At 62.3% G+C, this 20,843-nt stretch carries 17 protein-coding genes; 15 read left to right on the top strand and 2 right to left on the bottom strand.

The features are described from left to right. Positions 1–50 precede the first annotated feature (50 nt). From rfbB to B1526_RS00775, 5 genes are all read left to right on the top strand, one after another. On the top strand, positions 51–1,070 hold the full coding sequence (gene rfbB, locus B1526_RS00795) for a dTDP-glucose 4,6-dehydratase (protein ID WP_095614233.1): 1,020 nt from the start codon (positions 51–53) through the stop codon (positions 1,068–1,070). A 90-nt stretch (positions 1,071–1,160) separates the two neighbouring features. Continuing rightward, positions 1,161–2,609 (top strand): sugar nucleotide-binding protein, encoded by a 1,449-nt coding sequence (locus B1526_RS00790; RefSeq protein WP_095614232.1) that lies wholly within the window; start codon positions 1,161–1,163, stop codon positions 2,607–2,609. A 12-nt stretch (positions 2,610–2,621) separates the two neighbouring features. Beyond that, positions 2,622–3,512, top strand: a complete 891-nt coding sequence (gene rfbA, locus B1526_RS00785) for a glucose-1-phosphate thymidylyltransferase RfbA (protein WP_095614231.1) — start codon at positions 2,622–2,624, stop codon at positions 3,510–3,512. 179 nt (positions 3,513–3,691) lie between these two features. After that, a complete protein-coding gene (locus B1526_RS00780) occupies positions 3,692–5,653 on the top strand; it encodes a DUF4012 domain-containing protein (protein WP_095614230.1) in 1,962 nt (653 codons plus the stop codon). A 217-nt stretch (positions 5,654–5,870) separates the two neighbouring features. Further along, positions 5,871–6,350, top strand: a complete 480-nt coding sequence (locus B1526_RS00775) for a hypothetical protein (protein ID WP_095614229.1) — start codon at positions 5,871–5,873, stop codon at positions 6,348–6,350. 191 nt (positions 6,351–6,541) lie between these two features. On the opposite strand, the gene B1526_RS00770 is transcribed toward B1526_RS00775, so the two are convergent. Further along, on the bottom strand, positions 6,542–7,594 hold the full coding sequence (locus tag B1526_RS00770) for an aggregation-promoting factor C-terminal-like domain-containing protein (RefSeq protein WP_095614228.1): 1,053 nt from the start codon (positions 7,592–7,594) through the stop codon (positions 6,542–6,544). A 295-nt stretch (positions 7,595–7,889) separates the two neighbouring features. Continuing rightward, on the bottom strand, positions 7,890–8,288 hold the full coding sequence (locus tag B1526_RS00765; RefSeq protein ID WP_095614276.1) for a thioredoxin family protein: 399 nt from the start codon (positions 8,286–8,288) through the stop codon (positions 7,890–7,892). A gap of 586 nt (positions 8,289–8,874) precedes the next feature. Here B1526_RS00765 and B1526_RS00760 point away from each other — a divergent pair. The 10 genes from B1526_RS00760 to B1526_RS00715 all read left to right on the top strand — a co-directional run bounded on the left by B1526_RS00760 (position 8,875) and on the right by B1526_RS00715 (position 20,816). Beyond that, positions 8,875–9,510: an NUDIX hydrolase family protein gene (locus B1526_RS00760; RefSeq protein WP_095614227.1), complete on the top strand. Its 636-nt coding sequence runs from the start codon at positions 8,875–8,877 to the stop codon at positions 9,508–9,510. 43 nt (positions 9,511–9,553) lie between these two features. Next, complete coding sequence (locus B1526_RS00755) at positions 9,554–10,444, top strand: alpha/beta fold hydrolase (protein WP_235606960.1); 891 nt, start codon at positions 9,554–9,556, stop codon at positions 10,442–10,444. A gap of 143 nt (positions 10,445–10,587) precedes the next feature. Further along, positions 10,588–11,658, top strand: a complete 1,071-nt coding sequence (gene nudC / locus B1526_RS00750) for an NAD(+) diphosphatase (protein ID WP_095614274.1) — start codon at positions 10,588–10,590, stop codon at positions 11,656–11,658. Positions 11,659–11,731: 73 nt separating this feature from the next. Next, a complete protein-coding gene (gcvH, locus tag B1526_RS00745) occupies positions 11,732–12,130 on the top strand; it encodes a glycine cleavage system protein GcvH (RefSeq protein ID WP_095614226.1) in 399 nt (132 codons plus the stop codon). A gap of 362 nt (positions 12,131–12,492) precedes the next feature. Then, the gene (locus B1526_RS00740) at positions 12,493–13,671 is read left to right on the top strand and encodes an App1 family protein (RefSeq protein ID WP_407640976.1); all 1,179 of its coding nucleotides are present in this window, start codon (positions 12,493–12,495) and stop codon (positions 13,669–13,671) included. Between the two features lie 66 nt (positions 13,672–13,737). Continuing rightward, positions 13,738–16,191 carry a S9 family peptidase gene (locus B1526_RS00735; protein WP_095614224.1) on the top strand — a complete coding sequence of 818 codons (2,454 nt, stop codon included), beginning with the start codon at positions 13,738–13,740 and terminating at the stop codon, positions 16,189–16,191. A 78-nt stretch (positions 16,192–16,269) separates the two neighbouring features. After that, positions 16,270–17,307 carry a 3-isopropylmalate dehydrogenase gene (locus B1526_RS00730; protein WP_095614273.1) on the top strand — a complete coding sequence of 346 codons (1,038 nt, stop codon included), beginning with the start codon at positions 16,270–16,272 and terminating at the stop codon, positions 17,305–17,307. Between the two features lie 532 nt (positions 17,308–17,839). Then, positions 17,840–18,628 carry an NINE protein gene (locus tag B1526_RS09240; RefSeq protein WP_235606959.1) on the top strand — a complete coding sequence of 263 codons (789 nt, stop codon included), beginning with the start codon at positions 17,840–17,842 and terminating at the stop codon, positions 18,626–18,628. 19 nt (positions 18,629–18,647) lie between these two features. Then, positions 18,648–19,844, top strand: a complete 1,197-nt coding sequence (locus B1526_RS00720) for a lipoate--protein ligase family protein (protein WP_095614223.1) — start codon at positions 18,648–18,650, stop codon at positions 19,842–19,844. Positions 19,845–20,105: 261 nt separating this feature from the next. Then, positions 20,106–20,816, top strand: coding sequence for a Crp/Fnr family transcriptional regulator (locus tag B1526_RS00715; RefSeq protein WP_095614222.1), 711 nt, complete (start codon positions 20,106–20,108; stop codon positions 20,814–20,816). Positions 20,817–20,843 lie beyond the last annotated feature (27 nt).

Raw genomic sequence — 20,843 nt, 5'->3', positions numbered from 1 at the left:
TCTCAGGTTTCAAGCCTTGATGATAGCGAGCTGTTGCTAGAGTGGAAGCCATGACTGATGCGTTTATTCCCAAGAACATCATCGTGACCGGTGGCTGCGGCTTCATCGGTTCGAATTTCGTGCATTACGTGGTCAACAACCATCCCGATGTGCATGTAACGGTCCTCGATGCGTTGACGTACGCCGGCAATCTCGAGAACATCAAACCGTTGCTTGGAGATCAGGTGGAGTTCGTCCACGGCAATATCTGCGACGCGAAGCTGCTCGACGAACTCGTGCCGGGGCATGACGCGATCGTGCATTATGCGGCCGAATCGCATAACGACAATTCGATCGCGAATCCGGAGCCGTTCCTCAAGACGAACGTCGAAGGCACGTTCCGTCTGCTCGAAGCGGCGCGCAAATACGATGTGCGGTTCCATCACGTGAGCACCGACGAAGTCTATGGCGACCTCGCGCTCGATGACCCGGCGAAGTTCACCGAGGAGACGCCGTACCACCCGTCGAGCCCGTATTCGTCGACGAAGGCGAGTTCGGATATGCTCGTGCGCGCATGGCACCGCACCTACGGGCTGCGCACGACGATCTCAAACTGCTCGAACAACTACGGCCCATACCAGCATGTCGAGAAGTTCATTCCACGCCAGATCACGAATATCATCGAAGGTATCCGTCCGAAGCTCTATGGTGATGGCCTCAATGTGCGTGACTGGATCCACACTGAGGACCATTCGAGCGCGGTGTGGACGATCCTGACGACGGGGTGCATCGGTGAGACGTACCTCATCGGCGCGAACGGCGAACGCAACAACCTGACGGTGCTTAAAGACATTCTGCGCGTCATGGGCCAGCCGGAGGACGCCTTCGACTGGGTCAAGGACCGCCCGGGCCATGACCGCCGCTATGCGATCGATTCGACGAAGCTGCAAACCGAACTCGGCTGGCGTCCGACGCACACCGACTTCGAATCCGGATTGCGCCAGACCGTGCAATGGTACGTCGACAACCCGCAATGGTGGGAACCGGCGAAGGCCGCGACCGAAGCGAAATACAAGGCACAAGGCCAGTGATGCAACGATTATGGGGTCCAGTCACCGTGACGGGACCCCATAATGGCATCATCGAGGCAATGACTGCGAACAGCGTGGAATAGGAACGATATGGAATTCGAAAAGGAACTCAAGGTCACGAAGACGAACATCCCCGGACTGCTCGTCTTCGACCTGCCGGTGCACGGCGACAACCGCGGCTGGTTCAAAGAGAACTGGCAGAAGGCGAAAATGACGGCCCTCGGGCTGCCCGAGGACTTCGAGCCGGTGCAGAACAACATCAGCTTCAACGCGAAGCGCGGTGTGACGCGAGGCATCCACGCCGAGCCATGGGACAAGTTCATCTCGCTCGCGACAGGCGAGATCTTCGGCGCATGGGTCGACTTGCGGCCCGGTGATTCGTTCGGGCAGGTCTACACGACGCGACTCGACCCGTCCCGTGCGATCTACGTGCCACGTGGCGTCGGCAATAGTTTCCAGGCACTTGAGGACGGCACCGCGTATTCGTACCTCGTCAATGCGCACTGGTCGCTCGAAATGAAGAAGACGTACACGTTCGTCAACCTCGCCGACCCTGAACTGGCGATTCAATGGCCGATTCCGCTTGACGAGTCAGAGCGTAGCGAAGCCGACCTGCACCATCCGATGCTCAAGGACGCGAAACCAATGGAGCCGAAGCGTACGATGGTGACGGGCGCTAACGGCCAGCTCGGCCGCGCGATTCGCGCATACGTCGAGGCGCATGGCCTCAAGGGCTTCGAATTCACCGACATCGACGAATTCGACTTCTCCGATCCGGACGCCTATGCGCAGATCGACTGGAGCCTGTACGGCACGATCATCAACGCAGGCGCCTATACGGCCGTAGACAAGGCCGAAACACCAGAAGGACGCGCGCTCGCATGGAAGGCGAACGCCGAAGGGCCGGCGCTCCTCGCGAAAACCGCGCAGCGGTACCATCTGACACTCGTGCATATCAGCTCGGATTATGTGTTCGACGGGACAACGCAACAGCACCGTGAGGACGAACCGTTCGCCCCGCTTGGCGTCTATGGTCAGTCGAAGGCCGCCGGCGACATCGCCGTGGCGATGGCGGACAAGCATTACATCGTGCGTTCGAGCTGGGTCATCGGCGATGGCCGCAATTTCGTCAAGACGATGATGGCGCTTTCCGACCGCGTGGCCGACGGCAACGACGCATTGGACGAGGTGACGGTCGTCGACGACCAGTTCGGCCGTCTCACGTTCACCGATGATATGGCGAAGGCGATCTTCTTCCTGCTTGACTCGGACGCACCGTATGGCACCTACAACCTGACCGGCTCGGGAGAGAGCGTGAGCTGGGCGCAAATCGCGAAGGACGTGTTCGCCGAGACGAACGACAACGGCGAGCATGTGCGGCCGATCAGCACCGAGGAGTACTTCGCGCATGCGAAGGCCCCGGTGAGCCCCCGCCCGACCTACAGCACATTGGACCTTGCAAAGATCGAGGACGCGGGCTTCGAGACGACGGATTGGCGGCAGTCGTTGCACGCCTATGTGGCCGCGGCGAAGCGGTGAAAGGGGACAGGCATGAAAGGCATCATCCTCGCCGGCGGCTCCGGCACGCGCCTCTATCCGCTGACGACCGTCACGTCGAAACAACTGCTGCCGGTCTATGACAAGCCGATGATCTTCTATCCGCTGAGCACATTGATGCTCGCCGGCATCCGTGACATCCTCATCATCTCGACGCCGAAGGACCTGCCCAATTTCGAGCGTCTCCTCGGCGACGGATCGCAATACGGCGTCTCATTGCAATACAAGGTGCAGCCGAGCCCAGATGGCCTTGCGCAGGCGTTCCTGCTCGGTGAGGAGTTCATCGACGGTGACGCATGCGCGCTCGTGCTCGGCGACAACATCTTCTACGGCAACGGTCTGGGGCGGCAATTGCGGCGTGCGGCGACGCTCGACCACGGCGCGACCGTGTTCGGATATTATGTGGACGATCCGGAACGCTACGGTGTCGTCGAATTCGATGACGACAACAAAGCCGTGAGCATCGTCGAGAAACCGGAACATCCGGCTTCGAACTATGCGGTGACCGGCCTGTATTTCTACGACGAACGTGTCGTCGAATTCGCGAAGCGCGTCACGCCGTCCCCACGTGGAGAACTTGAGATCACCGACCTCAACCGCATGTATCTTGACGATGGCAGCCTGCATGTGCAGACCCTCGGCCGCGGATATGCATGGCTCGACACCGGCACGATGGACAGCCTGTTCGAAGCGGGCGAATTCGTACGAACAATCCAACGTGCGCAGAACATGCCGATCTCGGTCATCGAGGAAATCGCATACGAAAACAGCTGGATCACGAAGGAACAACTCGTCGAAGCCGGGCGTAAATACGGCAAAAGCCCTTACGGCAGGCATCTGCTCGACGTGGCCGACAACAAGATCAAGGTCGGACACGACGACTGAGTGGATTCGGTGAATGCCACGTCTGAATTCGCAGTGCGTGGCTACAATGGCATACCGGCATGAGCACGCATCTCCATGTGAGCGTCCATGCCGGTACCGCTGTCTATGGGGCCAATCATGGATGGCATGATGGATGGCCCAAACTTCGAACCTGAAGAATACGGTTGAGAGGAATCGCTATGCCGACACATGACGATGACGAGCATATGGACGAGCATGTCAATGAGGCCGCACAGGATGGTGCAGCGGTGAATGATGCCGGCACCGATACGGTAGACGGATCGCAAAGCCCCGTGGCACAGTCCCAGGCGGTTGATGCCGCCGACGCAGATGAGACCGAGGCGGCCGATGAGACAGACAAGCCGGTGTGGTACCGGCGCATCCGTTGGTGGGGATGGATCCTCATCGCGATCGCGGCGGTCATTGTTGTGTTCTTCGGCGCGGTCGGCACGCAGGCGCTCCTCGTCAAGCAACATGAGGAAGCGGCAATCGCCGTCGTCAAGGACGCCGTCAAACAGAACCGGCTCAACGACCTCGATGGTGTCATCGCCGATGTGCAGAAGGAGACTCGCGCGGCGAAAGACATCACGAACGGCGGCTTGTGGTCGTTCACCGAGAAGATTCCCGGCATCAAAGGCAGCATGCGCGTCGTGCGGATGATGACGGACGTCGTCGACGATATGGCACAGGACACGGCACCGAAATACGCGGACGCGGTCAAACAGATCGACGTCAAATCAATCTACAAAGACGGGCACGTCAATGCCGAACCGATTCTGAAAGCGCTCCCGGAACTCGAGACGGCGGCACGGTCGCTGCAGCGGAACACCGAGGCGTTCGACAAAATCCCGGTGCCACGTATAGGCATCGTTGCGGATACGCTCATTGACAGCCGTACACAGCTCGATGCAATCAACATGTACGTGCAGGATGGGACGTTCGAATACGCTCCGAAACTCCCTGAATGGCTTGGATATAAAGGCAAGCAGACCTATGCGGTGCTTGCGACGACGCCAGCGGAGATGCGCGGCGGCGGCGGCCTTATCGGCGCCGTTGGCACGGTGACAATCACTGACGGCGCAATAAAGATCGGGGACTTCGTCAACAACCTCAAATTCGGCGGCAAGGATATCACCGCGACGAATGTGACGACGGACGAATGGCTGCTCTACCAGCAGCAAGGCCCCCTGCATCTGAGCTATGATGTGCGCGATATAGCGAATTCGCCGGACAACGCCCACGCCGCGGATATGTTCAAGGACATCTGGGAGCGGACGGAAACCGGCAAGGACACCGAACTCAACGGCGTCGTATTCGCAGACCCCCTCGTCGTACAGGCACTCGTGAGGGTGCTCGGTGACGTGACGTTGCCCGACGGCACCGTGTTGAACGGCTCGAACACGGCGGACTTCCTGATCAACACCGCATACAGGGAATACGATTACCGGGAGACCGACGCGATGTTCAGCACCGTCGCGGAAGCCTGTGTGAAGCGCCTCATGGGTGATCTGCAGAAAGGCAAGATCGTGAGCCTCGCGTCACAGATGATAGAACTCGGAAAGAACCGTCATCTGTCCGTGTACTCCTTCGACCCCACACTCGAAAAACTGTTCAGCGATATGGAACTGACATCCACACTTCCTATCGACGAGACCGAACCGGAAGTCGGCATCTATTTCACCGAGAACAATCCTTCGAAGATGGGCTGGTATCTCAAGCGGTCCACAACAATCACACAGCTCGACTGCGGCGAACAGGGACCTGCGAAATACCATGTGACGTACACAATCAAGAACACGATGACGAAAGAGGAATCGATGACATTGCCGGAATATCTCACCGGCATGTCATACGCACAAAGCAAAGGCGCAGGCATGGAACGGATCGTCTTCATGCCACCGGCGGGAGGTGCGATAAGCAACTTCGAAGTCACCGGCAACAGCGGGACGCCGGTCGCCGATTCGCTCAACTCTAGGCTCATCTACACGACGCTGACGCAGGTGCAGCCGGAAAGTGAAGTCACGTATTCGTTCGATGTGACGGTCTCTCCGTACGCGATGCAGAAACTCGGCATTGACGAGACACCGACGACATCGGAGAAACCGTCCGTCACGTATACGAAACTGTGTCGCGTCGAATGAGTGATGCGATGCGCGCATCATGACAGGCGTGGGGGTGGCACGGCATATGCTGTGCCACCCCCACGCCTTTGCATTCAGTATTGCGGTAGGTACGACGGATACATATTGGATAATGAGGAAGCGGTCGCCGTGCGACACTTCGGATTTTGAAAAATCGACGGTAAAATATATAGTTAAAGGGCAAACAGTCAAAATCTCGACGTAAGGAAGTTTGAATATGTCGGTTTTACAAGGTTTTGAGCCGGTCAATCCCTCTGCGACTGTTGGTAAGTGCGTGCTGACGGTGACGCCACGATACGCGCGCTTCAACAAGAACACGGTGGAGGAATTGGGCGCCCCGCGCTATGTGCAGATCCTGACGAACCCCCATACCAAGCAGATCGCCATCCGCGAATGCAATGAATCGGATGTCAACGCCATTGAATTCGTGAAACCCACCCGTACGACGGCTTCCGTCACGCTCAATTTGCCGGTTGTGCTCAACGCCATCCTCAAGTTCTTCGATTTCCCGGAGGTCGAGGATGACGAGGTCGCGTTCGCGCAGCTCAAGGGAACACCGTTCCCGGATGACAAGACGATCATCTTCGATGTGAACGATTGTAGGCAGGGCGTCATGAAGAAGCGTGGCCGCAAGAAGGGCGTCGACTACAGCGCGTCCAGCCGCAAGGCCACCAGCACGGCCGAACATGCCGAGTGACCCGTTCCCCTATGGGTGACATGAACCGTACCGTGCGTTGATACGCGCATGGATTGAGCAGACGGGACACAGGCCGCGAATATACGGTGAGGGCTCCAATGGATTGCCATTGGAGCCCTCACCGTATATCTATCGGAATCGGATTGCCGATATGGTGTGCGGTACTGAGCGGTACCGCACACCACCGCCGATCAGTACCAGTGGTTCGCCTGCCAGAAGCTGTACGCACCCTGAACCGAGCCGTAGCGGCTCTTGCAGTAATCCCAGAACCACTTGAGCTGCGTCTGGTAGTTCGTCGCCCAATCCGCACCGTGCGACGCCATCTTGCTGCCCGGGAGCGCCTGCGGAAGGCCGTATGCGCCCGAACCCGGATTCGTCGCGGAGACGGACCATCCGGACTCATGGGAGATGATGTAGACGGTCGCCGTGAAGTCGGCTTCCGTGCCACCGTTCGCGAGCAGATAGTCGTGCGCCCACTGCTGCATTTCGCCGACCGGTGCCGTCGTGCCGACGTTGTTGCTCGCGGACTGCGCGTTGTTGTTCGCATTCGAGTTCGACGAAGACGAATTGTTCGACGTGTCCGTCGTCGTCTGCGGTTGCTGTTCCGCGGTGCCGACGAGGATGACCTTCTCGACGGGGGCCTTCTTGACCCACGAAGCGAACGTGTTCGACGAGATGATCTTGTCACCGCTGCGTTCGACGAGGTTCGTCTTCTCGAGGATGCCTTCCTGGCCTTCCGTCTCGACTTTCTCGGTGCCCTTCGGCAGCGACGACGTCTCCTTCTTGACGGTGTTGAACGGAATCTTCGATTCCTCGGTCTCCATCTTCGCACCCGCACGGCTGATCGTGATCGTCGTCGATTCGTCGACCTTCGTCTTGAGCGACGGTTCGACGGTATCGCCGCTCTCAAGCGTGATGTCACCGGCGTCGAGGACCGACTTCACATCGGTGAAGTTCGTGCCAAGCACGGTGCGCGTCTTGCCATTGATCGTGACGTTCACATATGTCGGCTCGCCTTCGAGCGCGTCACGTGCGTTGCCGCGCGACGCCGCATGCGCGTCGGAAATCGAATATGCGGTCGGTTCGGCGGTAGGTGCGGCATTGGCATGAGAATAGATGCTGCGTGTGGCCGCACCTCCAGCCACGACCAGACCCACGACTGCGACCACGGAGGCGATGCGAATCCACTGCCTTTTCGTAAGCGATCGAAGCGTTGGTTGGTCTGCTTTATGATGGGTAGCCATTGTGCTCCTAAACGTACGTCCAATAATCCTCGGCGGTATGGGATCCCTCGACTCAGGGAGGGCGGCGGTGCGCGCGGCCGTTCGAGGTCGCCGCCGGAATGCACACTGCGCAACATTATAGCTCACGCACTGCGGATCGGTCCGTCGATTCCCATATCTTCACACTTCATACATCCGTGTCCATATATGGATGATTGGGGTGTGCCACGGTGCAGGAAGCGCGGCAGAACGACGACGTCCGCCTCGGCGTCATGTCGGGCGGACGTTGTCGGACTGCCTGTGGAAAACGTTGGGGTTACTTGTCTTCGTTCTCCTCGAGGACCTCATGCGGATCCTCATGGTTCTTCTCGGCTTCGGCGAGCGCGGCCTGCACGTCAAGCTTCTTCGCCTGCTCGATGATATCGTCGAGGTCCGGGGCGCGCAGTGCACCCGGCTCCTGGTAGATGATGTGGCCTTCCTTGACGATCATGAGTGTCGGCACCGCCTGGACGTCCGCCTGCGCGGCGAGGTCCTGGTTCTTGTCGATGTCGATCTTGCCGAAGAAGACATCCGGATTCGCTTCGCTCGCCTTTTCGAAAATCGGGCCGAAGGCGCGGCACGGGCCGCACCAAGTGGCGTGGAAGTCGAAGAGTGCGAGTGTATGGTCCTTGACGGCCTGCGGGAAGGTCTCCGTTGTGATTTCCTGAACTGCCATGGTGGTCTCCTTAATGACGTTCGTGATCGGATGCGTTGTTTGGAACAACCGCATTCCTTCCCTAACATTCCACGAATCACCTTGGCGGAGTCTGAATAAGCCGAAAGGGGAATCTGCTGGGGTCGGCCGCGTCACCGTGCTTGGCGTCCGCGCGGTGGGTGGGAGGTTGTGCAGGCCGGGCCTGCGGATTGGGACGCTGTGGGTGGTTTGCGGGTGGGGGTGCAGATGGGGCCTGCGGAGTGGGATGCTGTGGGTGGTTTGGTAGGCCGGCTCTGCGGATTGGGACGCAAACGGGGTGGTTTGCGGGTGGGATTGCAGATGGGTTCTGCGGAATAGGACGCTACGGGTAGGTTGGCGGGACGTAGCTGCTAAGTGGGACGCGAACGGGATGGTTTGCGGGTGGGGTTGTAGGTGGGGTCTGCGGCGTGGGATGCTGTGGGTGGTTTGGTAGGCCGGGTCTGCGGAGTGGGACGCGAACGGGGTGGTTTGTGGGTGGGTTGGTAGGCCGGCTCTGCGGAGTGGGACGCTGTGGTGTGCGTCCGACACGCCGCTTTCCTTCGGGACGTGGCGCATCGATAATGGGTACATGCCAGTTCTGAATGATGAAGTGCCGGACGACGACGATTACGATGCGGGGCGCCGCCGTGGCGAATTCGACCACATCACACCTGAGGACTTCACACGTGCGCGCGGTTCGGGGCGCGTGACGCCTCCCGGTTGGGTCGACGAACGCGAACTCGCGCGTGTGCGCAGGGAGATGCCGGTCGCGTACGTCGAGGTCGTCCCCGTACGCGTCGACGATTTCGGCCGTGTCACGCAGATCGGTTCGCTGCTGCGCGTTTCCGACAGCGGCATGATCGTCGAACGCACGCTCATCGCGGGCCGTGTGCTCTACCATGAGACGATCCGCGAGGCAATCGCACGCAACATCGCGAAGGACCTCGGGGACATCGCGCTTCCGGTGCTGCCGCAGGGGCTCACGCCGTTCACGGTCGCCGAGTTCTTCCCGACGCCGGGTGTCTCGCCGTACCATGACGAACGGCAGCATGCGATCGCGCTGTGCTACATCGTGCCGATCGCAGGCGATTGCAAGCCGCAGGACGAGACGCTCGACGTCGAATGGGTCGATCCACGCTCCGCGTCGTTCGATGAATTCCTCGGACAGATGAGTGACGGACACGACTATATTGTGCGACAGGCGCTCGCGTGGACGGGACTGTGAACACAGGCGGAAGAGCGCACACAGGGTACACGGAAGAACACGGATGGACAAGGAGCACAAGCCGATGACGTTGACGATCGAGAACCACATCTACCGCGATGGGGAAGGGATCCCGCTCATCCTGGTCCACGGATTCCCGGTGGACCACAGGATGTGGGACCGCTGCGCGACGGCGCTTATGGAGACGACCGACGCGCAGGAGCTCACACAGTTCCCGATCTGGGCGCCGGACATGCCAGGCGCGGGCGCATCGCCCGTGCCGAGCGAAGCGGCAAGCGGGACACTCGCCGAGGACGGCACGTATCCGCAAGGTCTTGACCTCATCGCTGACGCCTACGTCGAGCTGCTGCACGCGGCAGGCTACGGACAGGCCATCTGGGCGGGATTGTCGATGGGCGGTTACGTCGTGCTCGACATCCAACGCCGCCATCCCGAAGCGGTCGCCGGCATCGCGTTGCTCGACACGAAAGGCGACGCCGACAGCGAAGCGTCACGCGACAACCGTGTGCGCATCGCTCGCACATGCGTCGAACGGCACACGACCGACCCCGTCATGTTCTTCGTCGACGTGCAACCGGGGGATTCGAGCGTCAAGCAATCGTCCGCGTACATCGAACAGTTCGGCACATGGATCCGCGAACAGCAGCCCGCGGGCATCGCATGGCGCGAACGGATGGCGGGGGGAAGGCCCGACCTCAACGACCAGTTCGCGCGCATCACCGCACCTGCGGCCGTCATATGCGGTACGAACGATCCGTCGAGCAGCCCAACGGTCATGGAACCGATCGCACAACAGATGACACAAACAGACGTCGCGTTCACGGCGATCGAGGATTGCGGGCACTTCAGCGCGTGGGAACGTCCGCAGATCGTAGCGGACGCGCTCCTCGACCTCGTTTCGCGTGTGCCGCGTGCGATTGGCGGCGTACGCTGAGGACGACGGACGTATCGCGCAACGCGTAGCCGGTGTGGCGGCGTCATGCGACACCGTGCCCTACAGTGGAGGGGACGGTGTCGCGGACGGCGCGGCCGGGAATGGACGGTCACACCGTCCGCGGGACCTAGGAGATGATACCGATGTTCTCATCGCTCGCGCTCACGCAGGTGCTGCCGTATCTGCCGCTCGCACAAGGCGACATCGACTACGGCGTGGACCGCCGCGCCGACCCGAGGCTCATCGGGAACGTCCTACGTGAAGCCGGCACGAGCGTCGTGCTCACGCGCGCGGGGCTCCTCGCCGTGCCGTTCGGGCAGTGCGCGCTTGTGCGGCAGTCGGCCGCGCATATGCGTCTCGCGACACTGCCCGGCGCATACGTCGCGGACGCGCTCCCGCACCATCCGGAAGTCAAGGCGATCTACCTCGGCGCGTATCACGGCGCGCAGTCGCAGCATGTCGTCGCGCTCGACGTGAGCGACGTCGTCGTGGACCCCGTCGGCGGCGACGATGCGCGGCGCGTCGACGACGCGTTCGACGAAGCCGACACCGCACACGATGTGCACGACAGCATATTCGCGTCCGCCGTCGCACGATTCGATTGGGTCGACTTGCGCGGCTTCGCGCCACGCGCGTCGGCACGTGAGATCGGACAGGCGACGACGATGCTCGCATTGTCGAACTGGTACGCATACCAACGCCACTGCCCACACTGCGGATATCCGGTCGAGCAGGCGATGAGCGGATGGGCGCAGCGGTGCACAAACGCGGAGGACGACTTCCGTGTGCTGTTCCCACGCGTCGAACCGGCCGTCATCATGACGGTCGTCGATGCGCAGGACCGGCTGCTCATCCAGCACAACAGAGCGTGGAAGAACCCGTTGATGTACTCGGTATCGGCCGGATTCGTCGAAGCGGGGGAGAACCTCGAACATGCATGCCGGCGTGAGACCTTCGAGGAAACGGGCGTGCGTGTCGGCGAAGTCAAATACCTCGGCTCGCAACCATGGCCGTACAAGATCTCACTGATGATGGGATTCAAAGGGCAGGCGCTCAACACAGACGTGCACGTGGACGGCGAGGAAGTCTCCGACGCGCGGTGGGTCACGAGGGACGAATACACCGAACTGCTCGTGACCGGCCAGATCGAAGTCCCCGGCAAAGCGACGATCGCGCGCGTCATGATCGAGGAATGGTACGGTCGCGAGATCTGAACGTCGGCGCCCAACAACACACGTACAGGAACACATAGGAACGAAAAACACATAGGAACGAAAGAAGGACGACATGGCACAGGAACAGGCGGACAGGCTCGACATCCCGAAGCACCTGCAGTATTCGGAGGACCACGTGTGGGTCGATGACTCGGTCGAACCGGCCGTCATCGGCATAACCGAATACGCGGCGGAACGCATGGGCGACATCGTCTTCGTCGACCTGCCGCAAGTGGACACACATATCGAAGCGGGCGACGAACTCGTGCAGCTCGAATCGGCGAAAGCGGTCGAACCGGTCATCAGCCCCGTCGCGGGGACGGTCAAATACGTCAACCGCGAAGCCGAGGACGACGCGGCGATCATCAACGACGACCCCTACGGCGAGGGATGGCTCGTCAAGATCGAACTCGACGACGACATGCCCGAACTGCTCAGCGCGGAAGAATACGCGGCCATCATCACGAAGTGACACGGCGCGCCGCGTGGCGCATATGTGCACCACGCGGCGCTCGCCGACCCCCACGGGAGGGACCCGTGAAACATACGTGGAACATGACGGATACGGAAACGAAGGAACCTGACATGAGCGACCCCCAGTCATCGGAACGGCGGCTGCGGACGACGAAACGACTGCTCGACCGCGCACTCGACGAAATCGAGCAGCAGGGGCGCGCCGCACGCCGCGTGAGCAGTTCGCGCGCGACGGACGCCGAGATCGTCGAGGATCCGGAGGCGCTCAGGGCGCAGACGAACGAGGACAACGGCGACGGCATCGGCGCGGCGGCCGCCGTCGCGTTGCGCACGACGTCCGCGGCGACCGCGGCGGACGACATGCCGACGGTCGCCGTACCGCTCGGCGAGATCGCGACGGGCGTGCCACGTCGGCGTTTCGTACGCAAACGTCGCCTGCGCGTCGCGAATCCGGTCAAGACGATTGTCAGGAAGGCGGTCATCGCGCTCTTCGGCGTGTGGATCAAGGTCTCGACGTCGCTCGTGCGGCGGCTCAACTGGTTCCCGAGCGTCAAAACGTATGTCGGATACGGCACCGAGGAATACTCGCGCCTCGTATGCCGCACGATCTATGCGCCGACGCGCGCGAAACCGCACACGCCGATGCGCGGCATCCACGCGATGCTCGAAGTGCCGGCCGCGCATGAGCGTGTGCGCATCGACATCGATGATGTGCCGCTCAAGACCGTGCAGGTCGGCACGATGGAAGTCTATGATCCGATCGATTCGACGCGCAACCAGACAATGGACTATTCGATGTCCGACTCGGCCGGATACCTCGACCTGCTCGCCGAACACCGCCTGCAGCCGGGCATCCACACGATAAGCTGCACGGTGCCGCGGCGTCCACCCGTCAAGGCGGAACTGTTCACGATCCCGAGCGACACGAACGTGGGCGTCATTTCGGACGTCGACGACACGATCATGGTCACGCAGGTGCCGACGTTGTGGAAGGCCGTCTACAACATGATGCTGCTGTCGCCGCACAAGCGCGCGTCCGTGCCGGGCATGGCCGTCATGTACAACAAGATCCGCGCGATGTTCCCGAACGCGCCGTTCTTCTACCTGTCGACGTCGCCGTGGAACGTCGAAAGCCAGATCCGCGGGTTCATCACCGACTACGGGTTCCCGGACGGCCCGCTCCTGTTGCGCGACCTCGACCCAAGGCCGAAGACCTTCGTGCCGTCCGGCGTGCAGCACAAGCTCGAATACGCCGAACAGCTCATGGAGGACTTCCCGGACATGAAGTTCATCCTGCTCGGTGACGACGGGCAGAAGGATCCGACGACGTATGCGCAGATTGTCAAGCGGTATCCGGGACGTGTGCTCGCGATCGGCATCCGGCAGCTGTCGCCGCGTGAAGCGGGCGGCGGCCTCGTGCCGATGTCCGGATTCGCGACGACGCAACCGGTTCCCGACACCGATGTGCCGGTGTTCACCGGCGCGACCGGCGCGAACATGATGAAGACGATGCTGCCCTACCTTGAGCAGTTCCGCTGAGCGGGTGCGCAGGAACCGGCACGGACAGCGAAGGGGGGATGGCGGGTGCGTGCGTATAATCGGCGCATGACCAACGAGCACAACGAACAGGCGGATATGCGGCCGCCGCACGCCGCGTGCATCGCAAGCGAGCGCCGTTTCCATGATGACGTCTTTGACGACCCCTACGAGTGGATGCGCGACAAGGAATCCCCGCAGCTGCAACGGTATGTGCGCGAGGAGAACGATTATACGGCTGCGCGCATGGCGCATCTCGAACCATTGCGCGAGCGCCTGTTCGAGGAGTTCCGTTCGCATGTGCAGGAGACGGACATGTCGGTGCCGACGCGCATGGACGGCTACTGGTATTACGCGCGCACGCAGGAGGGCAAGCAGTACGCGGTGCAATGCCGTATTCCGGTGACCGATGAGGATGATTGGAATCCGCCGCTCATCGATGCGCAGCAGGAGCCGGGGACGCTTGACGGCGAGCAGATCGTCCTTGACGCGAACATCGAGGCGCAAGGCCATGAGTTCTACCGCGTCGGCGGCATGGACATCAGCAAGGACGGCCGGTGGATGCTGCTCGGCGTCGACACGAACGGTGACGAGCGCTATGATTTCACGATTCGCGAGATCGCGACGGGACATGAGCTGCCCGAACGTTTCGAAGGCATCGCGGCGGCGTGTTTCACGCCCGACGCGCGCTATGTGTTCTACACGGTCCTCGATGACGCGCAGCGTCCGTGGCTCATCCGCAGGCATAAGGTCGGCACCGACGTGTCCGATGACGTGGACGTCTACCGTGAGGAGGATGAGCGGTTCTGGGCCGGCATTGGTGTGTCCTTCGATGAACGCCATCTCGTGATCGGGACCGGGTCGAAGACGACGAGTGAGGTCCTCATGCTGCCGGTGAGTGACCCGGAAGGTGAGTTCACGCCGTTCATCCCGCGTGAGGAAGGCGTCGAATACGATGTGAGTTTCGCGACGTTCGAAGGCGCAGATGAGCATGGTGAGGATGTGCCCGTCGCCGTCGTCTACCATAACGCGACGAATCCGAACTTCGAGATCGATGTCATCGATATGCGTGGTGTGGAGCCGCCGTTTGCGCCGTATGCGTTCGGTGACGGCCAGATGATCGCGTGCGGTTCGCCGTACGGTTGCGAGCTCGGTGATGCCGTCGTCGAGGGCGCTTGGTCGATGCCTGTCGGCACGCCGTTCGACGATCCGCGCAATCCCGCGTTGCTGCGCGGCGCGCGGGGCCTCGTCATCGAAGGCATCGCGCTGCACCGCCATTTCGTCGCGTTGTCCTACCGAGCCGATGGCCTGCCGCGCCTCGCCGTCATGGGCAAGGCCGCGGCCGCAGAGGATTTCCTCGATGGCAGCCCGTGGCGTTTCGAGGCGGTCACGCCGCCCGCGCTCGAAGGCGATTGGAAGCCCGAGGATGTGCCGATGCCGGCATTGGATGGTTTCGACGGGGCCGCCGGACGCCTGTATTCGATCGGCACGGCCGGCAACCCGTCCTATGACGCGCCGCGCATGCGCTACATGTTCACGAGCTATACACGGCCGGGCGAGCTGCATGAGCTCGACACGCGCGACGGCACCGACGTCTTGCTCAAAGAGGCGACCGTGCTCGGCGGCTATGATGCGCGCGAGTACGCCGAACGCCGGATATGGGTCGAGGCGCGCGACGGCGAACGCATCCCCGTGTCGCTCGTTTGGCGCCGTGGCGCGGCGTGTGCGCATATGCCGATGTTCATCATCGGCTACGGCGCCTATGAGATCAGTTCCGATCCGGGGTTCTCGATCGCGCGCCTGAGCCTGCTCGACCGCGGTGTGCTCTATGCGGTGCCGCATGTGCGCGGCGGCGGTGAGATGGGACGCGCATGGTATGAGAACGGCCGCAGGATGCATAAGAAACACACGTTCGAGGATTTCGTCGATGTGACGGCCGCGCTGCAGGACTGCGGCCTCGCCGATCCGGCGCGCACGGTCGCGAACGGCGGTTCGGCGGGCGGCCTACTCATGGGCGCCGTCGCGAACATGGCGCCCGAACGGTATGCGGGCATCGAGGCGGACGTGCCGTTCGTCGACGCGCTCACGACGATGCTCGATCCGTCGCTGCCGCTCACCGTGACCGAATGGGACGAGTGGGGCGACCCGCTGCATGACGTGCAGGCGTACCGGTACATGCGCGACTATTCGCCGTATGAGAACGCGCCGATGCCCGAGCCGGCCGCCGATGGCGCGGTGCACGCGGTGTGGCGCGACGGTGAGGCGGTCGAACACTATCCGAGGATCTTCGTGACGACGTCGATGAACGATACGCGTGTGCTCGTCGTCGAACCGCTCAAATGGGTCGCGCGCCTCCAGGCGGCGGGACTTGACGCGCTCATCAAGATCGAGGTAGAGGCCGGTCATGGCGGCGGCACCGGGCGCTACAAGCAGTGGCGTGACGTGTGCTATGAGAACGCGTGGTGCCTTGAGGCGATGGGTGCTGAGGTGCTCATTGCCTCAAGGCACGGTAGGTGGATATAGGCGGATGCGGTAGGTGATTGTCCAAGAAATGAACGGTGGTGTATGCGTCGGCGCGCCGCGCGTGTACGCTCGCATGTCATGAGCGAACACAAGCAGTACACAATCGCCGTCATCCCAGGTGACGGCATCGGCAAGGAAGTCACCCCGTGGGCACAGCAGGCGTTGGAGAAGGCGGCTGCCGGCGAAGCGGCATTCACGTATACGAATTTCGATCTGGGCGCCGAACGCTATCTGCGCGACGGTGAGATCCTCCCGGACGAGGACCTCGAAGCGATCAAGCGCACCGACGCGATCCTGCTCGGCGCGGTCGGCGACCCGCGCGTCAAGGCGGGCGTCCTCGAACGCGGCCTGCTGCTCAAACTGCGCTTCGCGCTCGACCAGTATGTGAACCTGCGTCCGTCGAAGCTCTACAAGGGCGTCACGTCGCCGCTCGCCGAGCCGGGTGAGATCGATTTCGTCGTCGTGCGCGAAGGCACGGAAGGCCTGTATTGCGGCGCGGGCGGCGCGATCCGCAAAGGCACCGAGCATGAAGTGGCGACCGAGGTCTCGATCAACACGGCGTACGGCGTCGAACGTGTCGTCCGTTACGCGTTCGAGCTCGCGATGAAGCGTCGCAAGCATGTGACGCTCGTGCACAAGAAGAACGTGCTCGTCAATGCGGGCGACATGTGGCAGCGCATCGTCGACAAGGTCGGCGAGGAGTATCCGGAAGTCACGCACGACTACAACCACATCGACGCGGCGACGATCTACCTCGTCAACGACCCGCAGCGTTTCGACGTCATCCTCACCGACAACCTCTTCGGCGACATCCTCACCGACGAAGCGGGCGCGGTCGTCGGCGGCGTCGGCTATTCGGCGTCCGGCTGCATCAACGCGATCAACGAGTATCCGTCGATGTTCGAACCGATCCACGGTTCCGCCCCGGACATCGCCGGACAGGGCATCGCGAACCCGACGGCCGCGATCCTGTCCGCCGCGATGCTGCTGCGCCACCTCGGCTTCGACGACGCGGCCGCGAAGATCGACGCGGCCGTCGAAGCGGACATCGAGGAACTCGGCTCGACGACGCGCACGACCGACGAAGTCGGCCGCGACATCCTCGCACGCATCTGACATTGGTGTGCGGCGCAGCGTGCGCCGCACACCACACGAACGCCCTCATCTGCACTCGGCTGTAGAATCGGGCATCGTATGTGCAACGAACCGTTCCATACGGTTCCCATAACGAACCACGGCACGACCTTGTGCCGTACGAAAGAGGTAATCATGTGCTGCAACTGTGAAGAAGCATCGATGAACTACAGCAACGGCTTCCAGACCTACGCGCGTCCGACCTCGGGCCCGTACATCGCGACGACGCACGTCCCGACCGAATACGGCCCGGTCTACGTCGCGTGAGTGCGGCTGCACCGCATCGATAGCAGTACGACGGACGTTCGCACAACCGCGGACGTCCGTTTTTTCGTCCTGCGCGGCGATGCGGTGTGCACAATCGCGCAGGACGTGCGGTTTGTGGCGCGCTGTGCGCTGAACATCAGCATATGCACAGCGGATTGCCAACGTCGGCGCGGATAATGGACACCAGTACGGCGCGACGCGCGCGGGAAACCGCGGTCGCTGAGCCACACCGAGGAATCGAGGAACGATGACACAGCAGGAGATACCCATGAATCCACAAGAGGACGCGCGCGATGCGCAGACGTCCTCCGTCGACGACGCGCCGACGGTCACGGTCGAGGAGACGGACGTGACCAATCCCGTCACCGGTGACGCGGTCGGCGAAACGGACGTGTTCGTGGAACCGTCCACGGATACGGACGGAACGGACAACAAGGACGGAACGGACAGCGCGGCGCGCAGCACGGACGAAACGGTGACCGAGGTCTTCTCGACAGGGCAGCCGACGACGCAGCCTTCCGCGGCGCCGTTCACGACGACGGTCGATTCGACGGGCAATCCGTATATGACGACGGCGACGTCGAGCCCCTACGACCACGAGCAGCAGTACGCGCCGGATCATACGTTCGGAAAAGCGGGCGCACAGCAGTATGCGGCCGCGGCGCAAGCCGCGCCGACATACGCGGACGGCGGCGCGACGAACGCCGCGCAGCCACAGCAGCAGCCGACGTACACACCGCCGATGCAGCCGCAGACATACGCGACGCCCGCGCCGACGTACTACATCGCGCGCAACAAGATCCTCGCGGGTGTGCTCGCGCTGTTCTTCGGCATGTTCGGCATCCACAACTTCTATCTGGGCTACACCGGCCGCGCGGTCGCGCAGTTGCTTCTCTCGCTCCTCGGATGGGTCGTGTTCGGGCTGGGTCCGCTCGCCGCGCTCGTGTGGTCGTGGGTCGAAGCGGTGCGCATCCTCACATCCGACTACGGCACACCCGAACACCGCGACGCGCGCGGCGTCGAACTGATGGACTGACGATCGGTCGACCGAACCGATGGAAGCGCGCTCAGGTTCCGTCAAAGTGCCCGGCGGCAAGCTCGTCCGTGTGACGCTTGCCGCCGGCGCGCGCCTTGACGGCGATTTCTTCGCGGACGGCGATGCGCGCGGCATCATATCGTCGATCGAGACGATCATCGATGCGCGCGCGCCGCTCCTCGACGACATCGTTGGCGCTGCCGGACGCGGTATCGAAGAAGATATCGACATTGACGGTGCCGACGTTGGCATCGATGATGACGGTGACGCGCGCGTGCGCGCGGTCGGACAGTGGTACCGGGAGACGGCGCGGCAGATCGATGGCGTACTCGGCGGACGTCTCATAGGAGCGAGCGCCGACGCGATCGCGCGCGCGGCGATGCGCGCGACGGCGGCGGACAGTGACGCGGTGCGCGCGTTCGAGGCATACCATGCCGCGCGTGTGCGGCGTTCGTGGAACGCGGCGCAACGCGCGGGCGGCGCGGCGCCCCGCGTGATCGACGATGATGAGATCGGCGCACGGTGGGCGGCGCTGCGGCCGCGCGTCATCGTCGATGTACCACGGATGCCCCAAGCGCAGATGGACATCGAGGCATTGTGGTCGCGGCAGGTCGCCGGTGGCGCGCGCGGCGCGACGCTGCGCATATGGGATTGGGCGGCGCCGGCCGTCGTCTGCGGCAGATACCAATCGATTGAGGACGAAGTGGACGTCGCGGCGGCGCGTGTGCGCGGCGTGCACATCGTGCGCCGCGCGACGGGCGGCGGCGCGATGTTCATCGAACCACAACACACGATCACGTATTCGCTGTATGCGCCGCTGTCGTTCGCTGATGGGCTCGACGCGGCGCAGACGTACCAGTTGTGCGACGCGTGGCTGCTTGCGGCGCTCGCGCGCTGCGGCGTGCGCGCGCATTTCGCGGGGCTCAACGACATCGCGGGCGCGCGCGGCAAAATCGGCGGCGCCGCGCAAATGCGCGTGCCGCCGCACAATGGTGGCCCCGGTTGCCTGTTGCACCATGTGACGCTCGCATACGCAATCGACGCGGACGCGATGGGCGACGTCCTCATCACCGATCCGGAGAAGATGTCGGACAAATCGGTCAAATCGGCGAAACGACGCGTCGAACCAATTGTCACGCAGACGACGATGTCGCGCGACGCGATCGTCGCGGTGATGGCGGCAACGGCGGCCGCCTTTGGCAGCGCCGCCGCGTAGTGCAGCTGTCTGCGGCGCACATATGGACGTAGTTGGCGGCGGTGCCGCAGTGTGCAGCCGTCTACTGTCGACTTGTGGACTGTGTTGGCGGCGGTGCCGCGAAGTACAGCTGTCTGCGGCGTACAGATGGACGTAGTTGGCGGCGGTGCCGCAGTGTGCGATTGGTGGTGGCGCGCTCGGGGCGGCGACGGTACAATGAACGATGGTGTGCGCGCGCACGGCCGTGTGAAACAAGGGTGAAACACGTGAAACGAGGTGGTCATGGCACCGAACGATACGTTCGAAGAGAACAATCCGCTGCTGCACACAGCATTGTTCAACCACGTCTCCGCGGAACAGGCGAAGGAACTGCTGCCGTCGTTGCACCATGAGACCGCGCACAAAGGCGCATGCATCTTCCGCGAAGGGGACACCGACCACAGGATGTACGTCATCGAATCGGGACGTGTCAAACTCACGCGGAAATCAGCGGACGACCGCGTACAGCTGCTCAGCATCCACACACGTGGCGAAGTGCTGGGTGAAATCCCCGTGTTCGATCCCGACGGAGGGCCGCGCACGGCGTCCGCGATCGCGATGATGAACGATACACGACTCGTATGGCTCGAACGTGACGCGCTCTTCCATTGGCTCGACAAATATCCGCGCGTCGCCGTCGACATGCTCCAGGTGCTCGCGCACCGCATGCGCGCGAACAACGAACGCATCGCCGACCTCGTGTTCATGGATGTGCCCGCGCGCCTCGCGAAGACGCTCCTCAACCTCGCGTCGCGATTCGGCAAACCGGTCGAAGCGGGACTGCAGGTGCCGCACGATTTGACCCAGGAGGAGATGGCGCAGCTCGTCGGATCGTCGAGGGAGACGGTCAACAAAGCGCTCATGGACTTCGCGAACCGCGGATGGATCGCGCGCGAAGGGCGCACGATCATCATCTACCAACCGGGAAAACTCATCCGCAGATCGCAACGATGAGCGCACAGCGTTGTGCGCGAACGCGTC

Origin of the sequence: Bifidobacterium criceti (assembly GCF_002286935.1) — a bacterium.
GTDB classification, from domain to species: Bacteria; Actinomycetota; Actinomycetes; order Actinomycetales; family Bifidobacteriaceae; genus Bifidobacterium; species Bifidobacterium criceti.
Note: the sequence above shows the minus strand (reverse complement) of the source record. Positions and strands in the feature narration are given on the sequence as shown.

What these genes read in the sequence shown, in the direction of transcription:
- rfbB (WP_095614233.1), top strand. Translation starts at nt 51, where the DNA reads ATGACTGATGCGTTTATTCCCAAGAACATCATCGTGACCGGTGGCTGC.
- B1526_RS00790 (WP_095614232.1), top strand. Translation starts at nt 1,161, where the DNA reads ATGGAATTCGAAAAGGAACTCAAGGTCACGAAGACGAACATCCCCGGA.
- rfbA (WP_095614231.1), top strand. Translation starts at nt 2,622, where the DNA reads ATGAAAGGCATCATCCTCGCCGGCGGCTCCGGCACGCGCCTCTATCCG.
- B1526_RS00780 (WP_095614230.1), top strand. Translation starts at nt 3,692, where the DNA reads ATGCCGACACATGACGATGACGAGCATATGGACGAGCATGTCAATGAG.
- B1526_RS00775 (WP_095614229.1), top strand. Translation starts at nt 5,871, where the DNA reads ATGTCGGTTTTACAAGGTTTTGAGCCGGTCAATCCCTCTGCGACTGTT.
- B1526_RS00770 (WP_095614228.1), bottom strand. Translation starts at nt 7,594, where the DNA reads ATGGCTACCCATCATAAAGCAGACCAACCAACGCTTCGATCGCTTACG.
- B1526_RS00765 (WP_095614276.1), bottom strand. Translation starts at nt 8,288, where the DNA reads ATGGCAGTTCAGGAAATCACAACGGAGACCTTCCCGCAGGCCGTCAAG.
- B1526_RS00760 (WP_095614227.1), top strand. Translation starts at nt 8,875, where the DNA reads ATGCCAGTTCTGAATGATGAAGTGCCGGACGACGACGATTACGATGCG.
- B1526_RS00755 (WP_235606960.1), top strand. Translation starts at nt 9,554, where the DNA reads ATGGACAAGGAGCACAAGCCGATGACGTTGACGATCGAGAACCACATC.
- nudC (WP_095614274.1), top strand. Translation starts at nt 10,588, where the DNA reads ATGTTCTCATCGCTCGCGCTCACGCAGGTGCTGCCGTATCTGCCGCTC.
- gcvH (WP_095614226.1), top strand. Translation starts at nt 11,732, where the DNA reads ATGGCACAGGAACAGGCGGACAGGCTCGACATCCCGAAGCACCTGCAG.
- B1526_RS00740 (WP_407640976.1), top strand. Translation starts at nt 12,493, where the DNA reads ATGCCGACGGTCGCCGTACCGCTCGGCGAGATCGCGACGGGCGTGCCA.
- B1526_RS00735 (WP_095614224.1), top strand. Translation starts at nt 13,738, where the DNA reads ATGACCAACGAGCACAACGAACAGGCGGATATGCGGCCGCCGCACGCC.
- B1526_RS00730 (WP_095614273.1), top strand. Translation starts at nt 16,270, where the DNA reads ATGAGCGAACACAAGCAGTACACAATCGCCGTCATCCCAGGTGACGGC.
- B1526_RS09240 (WP_235606959.1), top strand. Translation starts at nt 17,840, where the DNA reads ATGACACAGCAGGAGATACCCATGAATCCACAAGAGGACGCGCGCGAT.
- B1526_RS00720 (WP_095614223.1), top strand. Translation starts at nt 18,648, where the DNA reads ATGGAAGCGCGCTCAGGTTCCGTCAAAGTGCCCGGCGGCAAGCTCGTC.
- B1526_RS00715 (WP_095614222.1), top strand. Translation starts at nt 20,106, where the DNA reads ATGGCACCGAACGATACGTTCGAAGAGAACAATCCGCTGCTGCACACA.